This is a genomic window from Pseudomonas sp. HR1, assembly GCF_030175875.1.
In the GTDB taxonomy this organism is placed as follows: Bacteria; Pseudomonadota; Gammaproteobacteria; order Pseudomonadales; family Pseudomonadaceae; genus Chryseomonas; species Chryseomonas oryzihabitans.
Map to the genome: position 1 here is coordinate 802618 of NZ_JASNRF010000002.1, position 13877 is coordinate 816494.

Below are 13877 nucleotides of genomic sequence, written 5' to 3' on the forward strand. Positions count from 1 at the left end.
AGGCGACAACAGGTGAAGACCCCTGCTCCACGCGTCTCCCATCTACTCGGTCGCGCCCTGGACGTTGCAGCATCACACCTGAACGTCCATGTCCAAGCCCAGCGCGACTACAGGCAGAAAACCGGCGAAGACCTACCCAAGGAATTCGCCGGCATCGTTTTCAGTGGTAACCCCCATGAGACCGTCCCACGCCGGCTACTGCTCGATGATCGTCTCTCCCCCCTGGAGCGCAATACCTGGCAGGTGTTTCGCCTGCTGATGAACGGCGATGGCGTCACTGCCTTCCCGACCTACGATCAATTGAGACCCTATCTAGGCAACAATCCAGGCCGTCCCGCTTCACGCGAGACCGTGGCCAAAGCCTTGACCGTGCTGCGCCTGACCCGCTGGTTGAGCCTCGGCCGCCGCGTCCGTGATGCGATCACCGGCCAGGTTCAAGGCAACATCTACATCCTGCACGATGAGCCGGTCGACTATTCCGAAGCCATCCAACTCGATCACGACTTCCTACCCCTCGTGGCCAACGGCCTCGAGCACTCGAATAGCTCCGTCCGCGAGATTGCAGGCATCACCTTTGACGAGATGCTGGTCAGTGAGACCCAGGAGCTGCCTACCCGGGTTGAGGTGTTCAGAGAGCGTTTCCGCGCCCAGGGACTTGAGGATCCTGTCCGTGCTGCGATCCCTCCGGCTGAGTTCGGATTCCGAACTCCGGTCTTGCCGCCCATGAATCACCAGAGTTCGGATTCCGAACTCAGTCAAAAAAGCCCAGATGATCAGCTCCCGCCCCTCAGTTCGGAATCCGAACTCAGTGTAAATCAGGGGGTTTCAGCCTCAGTTCGGAATCCGAACTCATCTAGTACGTATACGAATACAAATACTGATGTATCTAAAAGCTCTGTACTGCGAGAGGAGCAGGACACAGGATTCGCATGGCCCAGTGCCTACCAGCGGATGACGTCCCAGCAGCAGCATCGAGCCCAACAGGCCATAGCAGCTGTTAGCCCCGACCTTCGGCAACCGCTGATCAAGCAATGGGGCGCGCGGTGCGCCTCGGGCGGGGTAGCCAAGCCGCTTGCCTACCTGATGAAGCTCATCCAGAAGGCCCAGACCGGTGACTTCAATGCCGATTGGCAGCCAGCCGTAGTCCAATCAGCCGCTTCGGCCCTACCCGCAGCAGCACCTGCAGCCGCTGCAATTCCACGGTTTGAGCCGGCGCCAATCCAGCCCAGAGCTGTCAGCGATGCTCGAACCGGGAATGACGTCTTCAAAAATCTAAGGGCGATGATGGGCCGGGGACGCAGCGAATGAGCGCAGTCACTTCCCTCCGCATTAGCAGACTCCCAGAGCTGGTGTTTAACAGTTGCTTCGACAACAGCACCTGCTCAACGGAAACCCAGGGTGATTCCACTGGAATCACCTTAACAGCGGACCCCCGGGGTGACTCCACTGGAATCACCTTAGCAGCGGACCCCCAGGGTGATTCCACTGGAATCACCTTAGCAGCGGACCCCCAGGGTGATTCCACTGGAATCACCTTAACAGCGGACCCCCAGGGTGATTCCACTGGAATCACCTCAGCAGCGGACCCCCAGGGTGATTCCACTGGAATCACCTTAGCAGCGGACCCCCAGGGTGATTCCACTGGAATCACTTGCTCGACCGAAGCTCAGGATGATGCCACTGGCATCACCCTCGCTATCGCCGTAGGCCTGCAACCTCCGCGCATCCAGATACGGTTATCGGCTGCCCCCCAGCGCCAGTCTCGGCACCCTGCCCGAGCGTCATCTCACAACCCAAGGAATCCTTCTCATGGCTGACACCTTCCAGCTCAACCTGGGCTCGCTCAGATCGAGCGTCAATCTCACCCTGCATACCCATCACGCTTCCCGCCTCTGGTTCGGCCGGCAGCGCTCCGACAACAAGCCCGGCATGATCGGCTTGTCCGGCTTCTCCAACATCATCAACCGCATCTCCGCCGGCGCCACCAAGGATGATCCCTACTCCGATCTCTTCCTCATCATCATCGAGGACAAGATCGAGGAGTCAGAGCAGCAGCTGACCGCGATCGACGAGCGACTGGACCAAGTCATGGCCATGCTGCCCAAGCAGCTCGACGTGGGTACCAACCTCTCGATCCAGCCGCTCAAGCTGCCGCTATACCTGAACTCGCCGCTGGCCTTTAAAGGTGTGTATCTGCTTACCCGCTATGACGAGCTGGTGCGCCGGATCCTCCTGGCCGCCCACATCGGCCTGATCGACAACGGCTCCAAGGAGGCCTGGTTGGACGAAGGCGCCGCCGTGCTTCGCCGCCTGTACGGCGTGGGCCAGCGGTACAAGGGCTACAGCGGTGCGTCGCGCGACGACATCGCCGCCAACAATGCCCGCGCCACCAACGCCCAGCAGATGTACAGCTTCCTGGAAATGCCCAAGGACGTCCTGGAAGGAACCCGCCGTAGCAAGTTCGCCCCGGCGATTCAGCGTCCAGGTGACGCCCCGGCCATTTCCAGCGGCGGAGACGACGGCTTCGATGGCGACTCCGCCGACGAGGATGAGCATTTGGACGCTATGGCCAGCGCTCACCCCGTCGCCGAGATGAGTGAGGCCTGATCGCTATGGCACTGCAACAGTCCACTCAAGGCGCGAAAACCGCAGACCTGCAACAGGCCGCCTTCCAGCCCCTGCAACAGGAAGTCTTCGCGAACCTGCAACACGCCCCCTTCTACAAAGGGCTTTTAAAACCCTTTAAAGGTAAGGGAGCACTGGACCAATTAGCCGAGCAGTGCCGTTCCCTTGAAGCCGACCTGAACACCCTGGCCCAGGAGCGGATTCTCGCGCAGGCCCAACGCTTCCCCTTCACGCTCCTGCCGATCCGGATGACCCACCAGCACACCTCAGCTGGCCCAGTCTTTCTGCGCTGGCAGCAGAGTGGGACACGAAAGATGGGCGTGGGACTTTGGGCGGACCTGTGCCGCCACGACCTGGTCACCGAAACACTGCTCCAGGACCTGCACGCCATGGAGCTGCAGCGCATTGCTTTGAATATGCAGATCAGCCTGGTCCATGCCATCGGCCGGCAGGCCGCCGAGTGCGCCGAGAAGATGGCCCAGGCCGACGCCGTTTACACCGAACAGCTGCAACAGATCATCCAATCCCGCGGCGAAGACGCCGCATCCCAACAGGAGGCCTGACATGGGCACAGCAGTAGTATGGGAAGGCAACATCGGCTCCGCACCCGAGTACAAGCGGTTCCAGAAAGACAATCAGGATCCGCGGCACCTGCTCCGCCTGAACGTCTATTTCGACAACAATATTCGCCTGCAGGACGGCTCCTACGAGGATCGCGGTGGCTTCTGGGCGAACGTCGAGCTCTGGCACCGCGACGCGGAAAGCTATAGCCGTCTGTACCAGAAAGGAATGCGGGTGCTGGTCGAGGGCCGGGCGGTCCTCGATAACTGGAAGGACGGCAACGGCGTCGAGCAGGCCGCGATGAAGGTCCAGGCCAACCGGATTGCGTTTCTGCCCCAACGCATCGAGTCCATCACGATGGGCCAGGGTACAGGCCAGAGCCAGAGCCAGGCGCGACCGGTCACGACCGGTTCGGCACCTGCCCGCGCTCCGGCCTCAGTTAGTGACGACTTCGACGACCAGATCCCCTATTAGGGCCTCCTCGAAAATTTCGCCGCCCTCAGCGTGAAGCTGCCGGGAGACAGGACTCAGTCAGCGTGGGCCTGTCGCCCCGGGCCGAGCAGTGGCAGAAAAGTCGCCCCTCTGCGTGAAGCTGCTGGGAGAGTCACCTTCCTTCTCGTGTCTCCCCAGCTACCTCCTCAACTCTAGGTAGGCAGGATCCGCGGCCCAACGTGAAGCGGCAGGTAGTGCCTACTCGAACAGCGTGGAACCGCACATGGACAACGCCAACCGTTTCAAGCGCGCCGTACAGATTGCCAGTCGCGATCTCGATGCTATCCAGAGTCTGTGCCAGGCAAAGATCAACGAGGTTGGAAAGGTCCGTAGACTCGGTGCCATCGGCGACGTCTCAATGCGCGCCCAGGGCTACATAGACGCCTGCCACGAGTTTCTGGGCCTGCATGAGGACCAAGTACGGCGGTTGGTCTGGAGCCTGAACGAGTATCGAATGACTCGACGCGAGCAGTTGGTTGGGGCCTATTTCGGCGATGAACCTCAGGACGTGACCCATGATGTAGAAGTCGCGATCGACTGGTGGAACGGTATGAATCAAGCCGAGCAAGAGCACTGGCTCAGCCAGGCCAAATCCACTCGCCCACAGAATGCGCGCCGGGCCTACACGGCCCATCTGAAGCGGGAGTGCGAGCGTCTCTACGTCAAACGGTAGGGGCGCAGATGGATAGCCGGGTGATTCGGTAGGTGTCAGCGGCTTCGCCGGCAAGCCGCAAAACCACGATAATCGCCACCTACAATCGCCAGCCTGTCACTGCTATGTCCGACGAAGCACCCCGCTCTGAATTTGATCGACTCTATTGGGCCGTCCGTTCTGTTCGCGAAGAAATGCTAGCCATCGAGGCGACGATCGAGCAAAAGAAGCGGGAGATTGAGCTAGAGGAGCGAAAGCTGAGCGACCTCAAATGGAAGTGGTGGGATGCACAGCAGGCGCTGGCACTTTGGGAGCACAAGGAGATGGCTCAGCGTAGACAAGACGCCGCCCTACAGGCCGAAATCAAAGTATGGGTACCGGACTAGCCCTAGGTCATGACCATATGAGCAGTGACGAAATCAAGATTGGCTGTCTAGCCTTCCTGGTTATTGTGGCGATTGGGGAAAAACTGCCGGCTGGGATTGTGGCGAGATTCCCTAAGCTCCGCGGCTGCATCAAAATTCTCTCGTACATAATGATCACTGTGGTTGCGTTTTTTGCCACGACCGGGAAGTAGCAACATCTATCGCTGGTGCAAGAGCTAGACTGGCCAGGACACGCTGCTAGCCCTCGATCGCACCCCTTCGTGACTCTCTCGATCCAATTAGACTCGTTCAGCGTGGAGCACCCATGCAGGTCGATCCTCAGGTAGATCCCAACTCAACGGATACGCGCGTGCGTAACGCCCCGCACGCCCGAGCAATGCGCGAAGGCGCCCAGGCCGCCCGAGCGCACGCCGCTGTCCACGTCTGTCCCTATCGGCATCCTGGTCTGCGAACTTCCCGGCTTCGTGGGTATGCCCAGGCCCAGCAACAGTGCTTTGACTTCTAGGCCAACCTGTTCAGACCTGGATAGGGTTTCGCCTTCCTCAGACACCTGACTCACCGCGACCCTTGACCTTTCTGCTCTTCGAACGAAGGTCTACGCGATGTCTCATCTGACAATACTCTGCTTACTTATCGTCACGGCCTTTGCGACTAGCGCCGCAAGGGTGCTTGGGCCTTACAACTACTTCGCGTCTACTGAGGTTCAATCCCTGATCCATCTCGGGTTTAGCGGTATAGCCGTCGCCTGGGGAGCGTTGATAGGTATCTGGACATGGAAACTAGCAGCGAGAGCACTGCTTTTCACACGGCAGAAGGTTCAGGATTATCGGCGTCGGAAAGAAGCCCTAGAGTGGTACGTCGAAGCCCTTGGCGGGGATATCAACCAGCACCAAGTCAACCTCATCAACGAGCGGCTGACCTATGGCGATCGCTGGGAAGCGGCGGAAGGATTGCTCAAGGCCTACTACGGCCCGGGGATTGAAACCAGCGACATCCAACGGCTCGATGACCTGGCAGACCGCGGCTGGCGAGTGACCGGCAAGCTCAAGGTCGATGCGCTCTGCCTGAGCCTTGCGGGTCGCCATCAGATTTATACCCCGCTACGCCTGCTGCCCCAGTACTCGAAAGCCCCTTTACCAGCCTCGCCTCCCTCGCCATCGCCGTTGAAGCCCTTTCGTGGGGACGATCCCTGGTACTCGCCCGACGTGCTGAAGTTCTTCGCCGCGCGCAACACCTTCACCCTGTTCCAACGGCACGGTGGCATCGATCTCGATTGGAGGCGCAACGATGGCCAACGCACTGACCCTATCTCTCGCGAAGACTGCGCGGCCATGCTCAAGGCCATGCAAGCCTGGATCAGACGAAAGACGTCAGAGGCTGAAGCAGCGGCCCTGGGCACCGATCTCGAGTACGTGCGACACGATATTGCTCATATCACCGAGGCGCTTTTTCGCGAGCAACATCAGCACTGTCACAGCGTCATGTGGGAAGTGACCGGGGACGATAATCGGGAGCGCGATGACGACGATCGCCGGGCAGACGAGTATTGCCACCGGCTGTATTCAGGGCCTGCCGATGAGTGAGCGCTCTAGTGCATGCAAGGCCTCCAGGTACAGCGAGCGGCAGCTTGCCGTTGCTCATACCTGGGCCTCGCACTTCCAGATCAATGGCCCTAAACGCGACACGTTCATCGACCAATACCTTCGCTCTACGCGGTTCTCCCGCTGCTGGTGTGTCAGCGTTGAGGTACCCGGCCGAGCAAGCCTTGTCACCGTCCTTCGCCTAGGGGATCTGGTGCAGCTCTATGATGGTGTGTGCATCCGGACGAAGAAGGTCAAGCCGATCGACCGTATGCCCAAGCGAAAACCAGCGGAGCAATCGGCTTTGCGCTTGGCTCGATACCTGCTGCTGCCTCACATCAGCTGGCCGCTTCAACCGCTGATGACGTCGTTCTGCGACACCGCTCGGTCGGTCGCCAGGCAGTTGGCCTGCGACGATCTGGGGGCCTTCGGGAAGGCATGGGACATCGATGGGCACAGACACAACCGTTACTTCAGGCCCCGTTCGGCCTACTACCTCACGCAGATCGGTGCAGCGCTAAGAGCCTTTCTCGCGGCGGTCGATCAACCGCGTCTGTTCGCGATTCGCTCCGCGAACTGTCCTTCGGCTGAACTCTACAACTGGCTGTCGCGGGGTAATCCCGAACGACGACATCAGGCGTTGAGGTCACAGCCGATCCTGATACCGCTACTGGTGCTGTGCGACGACGACGACTGGCCTCTTAGGCGCCGTGACTTCGACAAGGGCCCAGCCCAGCTGCAGGCATCGCTTCGCCGTTATCACCCTAGCGATTCGACCCTCAACGAGGCGCTACTTGGCGCCGCCGTAGACGCAGGATTACCTCTGGTGCCGTTGCTCACCTGGGTGTTTGGCGCACCGGCCGCCTCGATCCGTTTCCTGGGAAGCGTCCGCCCCAATTGCGCCGGCACAGCGCTGAGCCTCATCAACCGCGAGGGTCGTGGCTTGGGGTGGCTGGGGCTGCTGGTGGGCGCCCAACTAGGCAATCGCAGGCCTCAGAACCGCCGTGATTGGCGGGCCGTCCATGAGCTGCTCAGCAGCGTGCCCCACAACGCCGCCGGCCTCATTGACTGGTCGCGTCTACTCGCTGGCACTCCGACGGCATGGGATGACCCCCGATGGCCGGGTATTCGCGCGACATTGACAGACGTCAGGGAGCTGCTCAACGCTGTGTGTGATGAGTCTCCGAGCGCCCAGCGGGCCGCCAAGGGGCTTGAGTACTTCCTCGGGCGTAGCTCTTACGCCCAGATCGCACGCCTGGTACAGGACTTCCACGAGGCTATGGCCAGGGCACGTGAATTTGCCGACAGCCAGGGCCCGCTCCGGGAGACGGATGCGCACACCTCCTGGCCGCCTCTGCTGAGCAAGTCACGCACTTTCGATTGCCCGAATGGCCTGCAGGTCCTGGAGCTGGTGTGTCCTGCTGACCTGATGAGTGAGCACCTCGCCCTGGGTCACTGCATCGATAACTACGACTATCGCGCCTATTCCGGCGCCTGCCGGCTGTTCTCCGTCCGAGAGTCAGGCCGCGCACTGGCCTCGGCGGAGTTGGTAATGCCCCTCGAACGGCTCACCAAGAGCGCACAGACGCAGCGGCTGACTCGCTCGCCCAGCGAGCTACAGGTAGTACAGCTGCGCGGACGCCACAATCGAGCTATTGCAGGTGACGAGCCTGCAGGGGTTGCGTTCAACTGGTTCATGACCGCGCTACGGCGTGGCCGACTGTCGGTCACCCTGGAATGGCCAGATGTCTCGCACACCATGAGTCGATTCGCCAAGGATGCCTGGCGTATGCACTATCATCGATTCCTGTGGGAGTGGCTGACGCACCGTTTGGGCCTTGCTGACGCTGTCGCCGGCCTGGCTCATACGGCATGAAGCAACCTTCGCTTCGCAATACCGCCGGCTCGACCCAGCTACTGCAGCGCGCGGTGTTCGACGGGTACGACTTCGGCCTGAAGATGCCCTATCTCGAAGGGGCCAACCGCCTGCTGACGAGCAGGGGTGGCTCCTTCATTCGCCGTGGCGAACATCCGTTGTCCGGGTATTGGCGGCTGCCCCAACGGCGGCTGCTTGAGGACTTGGACGTCCTATTTCACCAGTTGGGCGAGCTGGCCGACGGGCGCTTTGCTCAGGATTGGTCGGGCTTCAGCCGCAAGATTGCGGACGCCCAGGCCGATGCCCGACGAGACCTCTTCATCTGGGGGATGCGCCTGCGGATCGCGCCGCTGTCCGGTGGCGGCGTGGTGCTCTCCGGGGACTATCACCCGGGTTGCGTCGCCGTGGCCAAGCGCATGCAGGGCCTCTTCCTCTCCACCAGTCGCGCCTGGCGGGTGCCAGCATCGGCCGAGCTGCTGCGCAGTAACCTCATCCTGGAGCTGGGGCTGCTCGAGGAGCAGTTCGAGATGCTCGACGTGCTCCAGGAGCTGCTGTCGGATGGCTCAGTCAGCGCCGCCCGTGACGTCACCGCGATGTCGATTGGAGGACCACCCCAGGAGCGAATCGCGTCTTCAGCCGACGAGGACAGTGCGGCGGACGTCTACCTGGCCGCGGTGCCCGACATCGCCAAGACCAGCTGGACACTGCAGGCGATTGAGGCCGAGCTCAAGCCGTATTCGCTGATGTCTCACCAGCCTGCGGGGATCCGCCACCTGCTGCAGCGCACCAGCGCACTGCTGGCCGATGACATGGGGCTGGGCAAGAGTCGCCAGGCGGTGATCGCCGCAGGCATCCAGTCTTCTGGCCACCAGATCCTGGTGGTGGTGCTGGCCAGCCTGGTCATCAATTGGGAGCGGGAGATTCAGGCGGTCTATCCGGACGCGCGAATCGCTCGGCAGCGGTATCAGGCTGATGCCCAGTGGGTGATCGTCAATTACGAACGCCTGGGCGATTTCGTCGCGGTCGCTGATCAGTTCGCGGTGATGATCGTTGATGAGGCCCACCGGCTGAAAGAGCCCACGGCCGCCTGGACGCGCAACGGTTTCGACATCGCCGCCAAGGTGCCCAATCGCTACCTGCTGACCGGGACACCGGTGCTCAATCGCGAGTCGGAGCTCCATACGCTGCTGCGCCTGTCGGGCCACCCCATCGGGCAGCTGCCGCTCAAGGACTTCTGCGAGCGCTTCGCCGGCAGCTCTGAATTTCGCCAGGGGCTGCGTGCCGAGATCGGCGACTGGATGCTACGCCGCCGCAAGGACGTGCTGCCCGACCTTAAGGGCAAGCAGCGGCAGACCGTGCCGGTCGTGCTCGATGAGGCGCAGCAGGTCGAGTACAACGCCATCCGCAACGCCGATCAGCCCGTATTCGCGCGGTTGGGTCGGCTTCGCCAGCTCCTGGAGCGCGTGAAGGTGCCGGTGGTGATGGAGCTGCTGGGTGAGCTGGATCCGGAGGACAAGGTGATCCTCTTCTGCGAGTACAAGGAGACAGTGGCCACGCTGCAGCAGCTGTGCGAGGCCGAAGGGCTGGGATGCGTCACCCTGGTAGGCACTGACAGCCTCACGAAGCGGCAGAAGGCAATCGATCGCTTCCAGCAGGACGTCGATTGCCGGGCATTCATCGGCACGACGTCAGCGGCTGGCACCGGCAACAACCTGACCGCTGCCAACTACGTGTTTTTCCTGGGGCTGCCCTGGACGCCGGGGCTGCAGGACCAGGCCGAGGACCGCGCTTACCGCAACGGCCAGCGGCGCCTGGTGGTGGTGAAAATACCGCTGGTGGAGAACAGCATCGATCTGCAGCTTTGGCAGATGCTCCAAGACAAGCGGCGGATCGCACAGGACCTCATCGAGCCAGACGCGGTCAATAAGGCCCAAGAACGAATAGCCAGAGACCTCTGCCCTTGAATGATGTGCATGTAGCCCGGGCATTCGTCGCCCAACTCGAGCGTGAGCTTCCTCACTGCAATTGCTTGATGAGCGTGGTGTGCCCGGACCGAGGTGCGGCTGTGCGTGTGATACCTAAGCGTGGTGATACTGCCCTCACCCTTCAGCTAGACGTTTCGCGGCTGAGCGATTCGGGGTATGTGGAGCAAATGCTGCAAGTCATCCGTGATCAAGTGTCCCGCGGTTGAACAATGGCTAACGAGGTGGGTCACTCTTTCTGAGTGCTCCACACTCATCTCTTAGAGGTTGGCAAATCTGTAGGCTTCGAACTGAGTTATCCCCTGCCAGGAGCAGGGGATTTTTTTGCCCATTGCGAATCGCTCCTGTTGCGCAGGCTGATGCTCCAACTGCACGCTGATTGAGTGGCACTTCGCCGCGTGACAGGAGCTATTCATGGAAAACAATAACGAAAAAACTCATCAGCCGGTGGACCGTAGCAGCGTCGACCTAAACACCCCGGAGGCCATGGAGAATTGGCTCGCTTTCTTTGGCTGCGACCGGGCCGATCTGATACGGGCCTGGAGGTCAGTCGGTTCGGGATCAGTGGCAAGTATCCAAGGAATGATTGCATATCTTGAAGGGCGCAAAGTCCCACCATTACCAGACCCACCAGTACCAAAAAAGCAGAAGCGTAACTACGACGACCCCTCGCCTAGATAACCGGGGCACTTAACCTCTTTCGCTCTAGATACGGTTATCTCCTGCTTTCCAGACAGGTGCCTGGCACCGTGAGCCCCACTACGAAATGGGGCCACACCGCACATGATCTGGAAGCTCACCACCCTCTCGCCGCTCGCCTTCGCCGTCGCATTGGCAGGCTGTGCTCAGCAGGAGCCTGCGCCCAGCGCACCCGGCCCCGACAGCTCGCGCAATCCGGAGCTGCTACAACCCGATCTCTATCCGAAAGGTGCTGCTTCAGAGCCCCAGGTGCGCTACGGCCGCTACACCCTGGTGAATACCGCGCCGGAGACCGAGCAGCGGGACCTGATGGCCCAGATCATCGACGTGAACATCCCGGCCAACATGAAGCCGACCGTTCGCGACGCGATGCAGTATGTGGTCAATCGCTCCGGCTACAGCCTGTGCGGTCCAGAGCAGGGCCACGTCAACATTCTCTTCACTCGCCCGCTTCCGGCGGCGCAGTACAAGCTAGGTCCCATGAGCCTGCGCAACACCCTGCAGGTACTGGCTGGTCCAGCCTGGCAGGTCAAGGTCGACGAAGTCGTGCGGTCGGTGTGCTTCGTGCTCCGCCCGGGCTATCAATTGCCGGAGGGTCAGCGCTACGCCGTTGCGCCAGCAGCTCCCCCGACCACGGCCGCCACAAAGTCTGTATCCACTGCCTCGAACTCGGTGGTGACTGTGGCCACTGTGCCCGCTACCAAGCCGCTGGAAACTCACACCGAACCGGCAAAGCCAGCCACGAACGTAACCGCCACACCGGCAGTCAAACCTATGCCCGCCGGCGCGGCGCTGACATTCGCGCCGGTCAAAGCGCCAGGAGAGTCATTGCATGTCGGGCAATCTCCAAACGCTTCCCTGGCGAAGGGCACCTCTGCCATACCTGCTGCGGTAGCGGCTTCGGTTCCTGCCAAGACTGCCTCTAGCGCAGCCGTCACACTAGCCAAGCCGTTGCCCACTGTGGGCGCTACGGCGGCCGGCGCCTACACCCTGCCTTCGGTCCGACTGACCGAGCCTGTCTCTGCCATGACCCAAACCTGGGATGCGCCCATTGGCAGCACCCTTCGACAGTCCGTCGAGGCCTGGGCCAAGCGTGCGGGCTGGCAGGTGGTCTGGGAGCCCGATGACCTGGACTACCCCATCGAGGCCGCCCTGCACTTCCGCGGCACCTTCGCCGAAGCCGTTGCCCAGGTCTTTCCGCTCTACGACGGCGCTCGCCGCTCCTTCATCGTCGATGGCAACTCCGGCCAGCGCATCGTTCATGTTTCCGAGAGGAAGAAGTCATGACCCACCCCCTTCGCCTGAGCGCCCTGGCGGCGGCGCTCCTGCTCGCCAGCTGCTCGGTACAGCGGGTGGACGAATCGGCCCAGCGCGCCGAGAACGACGCCGCCATGGCCAGCCAATACGCTGCCGTGCTGCGCAACCAGCAGCAACAGCCCAAGCGCGAGACCGTCGTGTTCAGCGACAAACCCTGGGTTTCGACACAGCCGGTGGTGGCCAAACGCGGCATGCCCTCCGCGCTGGATTGCGAGCTCAGCTATCGCCCGTCCGGTAGCGTCGGCATCACCGAGATCGCTCAATACATCACCAGCCAGTGCGGTATTGCCGTGCTGGTCTCCCCCGATGCACTGAACCCCAACGCCGGGCCAGCCAGTGCGCAGGCGGCCAGCACCGGACCGGCGCCGATTGGCAATCCCAGTCCGGATAGCCTGGCAGGTCTACTGCCTGCAGGGGTTATCACCAACCCGGCGACCATGGGCGCCGCCGGGACTGCGACGGGCTCCGGCTATCGGGCGACCGACTTCACCAGCATGGGCGCCAGCAGCCAGGTCAGCGGCCTCAAGTACAGCGGTAAGGCCTCCGGCCTGCTCGATGAGGTCACCGCGCGCCTTGGCCTGGGTTGGCGGTATTCGCCCGTCGAACGCGCTGTACGGATCAGCTATTTCGAGACGCGGGTCTTCGATGTCTGGTCGTTCGGTGACAAGCAGGTCATTGCCAGCACGGTGAAATCCGGGATGGCCACAGCCGCCGGAACCAGCGGTAGTAATTCGGGCGGATCGAGCACCAGCTCCGGTGTCACAGGCGACGCCGGCAGCAACCAGAGCACCACGGTGACCCTGGAGTCCTCGATCCTGCAGGACATTCAGAACAACGTGAAGGCGATGCTCAGCGTCGCCCCAGCTGGGCGGATGTACCTGGCTCCGTCCACAGGGACTCTTACCGTAACGGACCGCCCGGAGGTGATCTCGCGGATCGAGGCCTACCTCAACAACACGAATCGCGCCATCACCCAACAGGTGCTGTTCAACGTCAAGGTCTTCGAGGTCACGTTGACCGACACGGACCAGCTCGGCCTCAACTGGGCAGCGGTCTACAAGTCCCTCAATGCCAAATGGGGGCTCTCGCTCTCCAACACGGTCTCCGGTATCAGCACCAGTGCGACCTCGGCGTCGATAGGGATCGTCAACACAGCTGATTCTGCCTGGGCTGGTTCCAATGCCATCGTGCAGGCACTGGCCGAGCAAGGCCGCGTCTCTAACGTCCGCTCTCCGTCGGTGACCACCCTCAACCTGCAGCCGGCGCCCCTGCAGATCGGCAACGTCCAAGGCTACCTGGCCTCTAGCCAGACGACGTCCACAGCGTCGGTAGGCTCCAGCACCTCGCTCACGCCAGGCACCATCACTAGCGGCTTCAACATGACCCTGCTGCCCCGCTTGCTTGAGCACGACGAGATGCTGCTGATGGTGTCGATCAACATGAGCAGCAAGCCGACCTTCCAGACCTTCACCAGCAACGGCTCCAGTGTCCAGTTGCCGGACTACGACGCCAAGTCGCTGTCGCCCAAGGTCAAGCTCCGCAGCGGCCAGACGCTGATCCTGTCCGGGTTCGAAGAGCTCAACGAAAACGCGGCCAAGACCGGTGTGGGTGACCCTAGCTTCTTCGGCCTGGGCGGCAGCCGCACGCGGACCTCGGGGCACAGCGTCCTGGTAGTGCTGATCACGCCGATCGTGACGGGCTGACAGC

12 protein-coding genes are annotated in these 13877 nt (G+C 61.7%); all 12 read left to right on the forward strand.

Annotated features, from left to right (window positions below; all coding sequences use genetic code 11):
- The first annotated feature begins 12 nt into the window (after positions 1 to 12).
- The 12 genes from QKY98_RS10970 to pilN all read left to right on the forward strand — a co-directional run bounded on the left by QKY98_RS10970 (position 13) and on the right by pilN (position 13873).
- Positions 13 to 1308 carry an STY4528 family pathogenicity island replication protein gene (locus QKY98_RS10970; protein ID WP_284670862.1) on the forward strand — a complete coding sequence of 432 codons (1296 nt, stop codon included), beginning with the start codon at positions 13 to 15 and terminating at the stop codon, positions 1306 to 1308.
- A 501-nt stretch (positions 1309 to 1809) separates the two neighbouring features.
- Complete coding sequence (locus QKY98_RS10975) at positions 1810 to 2607, forward strand: PFL_4669 family integrating conjugative element protein (protein ID WP_284670863.1); 798 nt, start codon at positions 1810 to 1812, stop codon at positions 2605 to 2607.
- A gap of 5 nt (positions 2608 to 2612) precedes the next feature.
- On the forward strand, positions 2613 to 3188 hold the full coding sequence (locus QKY98_RS10980; protein WP_284670864.1) for a DUF3158 family protein: 576 nt from the start codon (positions 2613 to 2615) through the stop codon (positions 3186 to 3188).
- Between the two features lies 1 nt (position 3189).
- A complete protein-coding gene (locus QKY98_RS10985) occupies positions 3190 to 3660 on the forward strand; it encodes a single-stranded DNA-binding protein (RefSeq protein ID WP_284670865.1) in 471 nt (156 codons plus the stop codon).
- Positions 3661 to 3901: 241 nt separating this feature from the next.
- Positions 3902 to 4351 carry a hypothetical protein gene (locus tag QKY98_RS10990; protein ID WP_284670866.1) on the forward strand — a complete coding sequence of 150 codons (450 nt, stop codon included), beginning with the start codon at positions 3902 to 3904 and terminating at the stop codon, positions 4349 to 4351.
- A 104-nt stretch (positions 4352 to 4455) separates the two neighbouring features.
- Complete coding sequence (locus tag QKY98_RS10995) at positions 4456 to 4716, forward strand: hypothetical protein (RefSeq protein WP_284670867.1); 261 nt, start codon at positions 4456 to 4458, stop codon at positions 4714 to 4716.
- A 304-nt stretch (positions 4717 to 5020) separates the two neighbouring features.
- Positions 5021 to 5221: a CrpP family ICE-associated protein gene (locus QKY98_RS11000; protein WP_284670868.1), complete on the forward strand. Its 201-nt coding sequence runs from the start codon at positions 5021 to 5023 to the stop codon at positions 5219 to 5221.
- 97 nt (positions 5222 to 5318) lie between these two features.
- Positions 5319 to 6299, forward strand: a complete 981-nt coding sequence (locus QKY98_RS11005; protein WP_284670869.1) for a hypothetical protein — start codon at positions 5319 to 5321, stop codon at positions 6297 to 6299.
- Positions 6235 to 8172 (forward strand): hypothetical protein, encoded by a 1938-nt coding sequence (locus QKY98_RS11010; RefSeq protein WP_284670870.1) that lies wholly within the window; start codon positions 6235 to 6237, stop codon positions 8170 to 8172. The genes QKY98_RS11005 and QKY98_RS11010 overlap by 65 nt, the downstream gene beginning before the upstream one ends.
- Complete coding sequence (locus tag QKY98_RS11015; protein ID WP_284670871.1) at positions 8169 to 10136, forward strand: DEAD/DEAH box helicase; 1968 nt, start codon at positions 8169 to 8171, stop codon at positions 10134 to 10136. Before QKY98_RS11010 ends, QKY98_RS11015 begins: the two co-directional genes overlap by 4 nt.
- An 801-nt stretch (positions 10137 to 10937) precedes the next feature.
- A complete protein-coding gene (pilL2, locus tag QKY98_RS11020) occupies positions 10938 to 12140 on the forward strand; it encodes a PFGI-1 class ICE element type IV pilus protein PilL2 (protein WP_284670872.1) in 1203 nt (400 codons plus the stop codon).
- Entirely contained in the window at positions 12137 to 13873 is a 1737-nt protein-coding gene (gene pilN / locus QKY98_RS11025) for a PilN family type IVB pilus formation outer membrane protein (RefSeq protein ID WP_284670873.1), read from the forward strand. The genes pilL2 and pilN overlap by 4 nt, the downstream gene beginning before the upstream one ends.
- The last annotated feature ends 4 nt before the right edge of the window (positions 13874 to 13877 follow it).

What these genes read in the sequence shown, in the direction of transcription:
- QKY98_RS10975 (WP_284670863.1), top strand. Translation starts at nt 1,810, where the DNA reads ATGGCTGACACCTTCCAGCTCAACCTGGGCTCGCTCAGATCGAGCGTC.
- QKY98_RS10980 (WP_284670864.1), top strand. Translation starts at nt 2,613, where the DNA reads ATGGCACTGCAACAGTCCACTCAAGGCGCGAAAACCGCAGACCTGCAA.
- QKY98_RS10985 (WP_284670865.1), top strand. Translation starts at nt 3,190, where the DNA reads ATGGGCACAGCAGTAGTATGGGAAGGCAACATCGGCTCCGCACCCGAG.
- QKY98_RS10990 (WP_284670866.1), top strand. Translation starts at nt 3,902, where the DNA reads ATGGACAACGCCAACCGTTTCAAGCGCGCCGTACAGATTGCCAGTCGC.
- QKY98_RS10995 (WP_284670867.1), top strand. Translation starts at nt 4,456, where the DNA reads ATGTCCGACGAAGCACCCCGCTCTGAATTTGATCGACTCTATTGGGCC.
- QKY98_RS11000 (WP_284670868.1), top strand. Translation starts at nt 5,021, where the DNA reads ATGCAGGTCGATCCTCAGGTAGATCCCAACTCAACGGATACGCGCGTG.
- QKY98_RS11005 (WP_284670869.1), top strand. Translation starts at nt 5,319, where the DNA reads ATGTCTCATCTGACAATACTCTGCTTACTTATCGTCACGGCCTTTGCG.
- QKY98_RS11010 (WP_284670870.1), top strand. Translation starts at nt 6,235, where the DNA reads ATGACGACGATCGCCGGGCAGACGAGTATTGCCACCGGCTGTATTCAG.
- QKY98_RS11015 (WP_284670871.1), top strand. Translation starts at nt 8,169, where the DNA reads ATGAAGCAACCTTCGCTTCGCAATACCGCCGGCTCGACCCAGCTACTG.
- pilL2 (WP_284670872.1), top strand. Translation starts at nt 10,938, where the DNA reads ATGATCTGGAAGCTCACCACCCTCTCGCCGCTCGCCTTCGCCGTCGCA.
- pilN (WP_284670873.1), top strand. Translation starts at nt 12,137, where the DNA reads ATGACCCACCCCCTTCGCCTGAGCGCCCTGGCGGCGGCGCTCCTGCTC.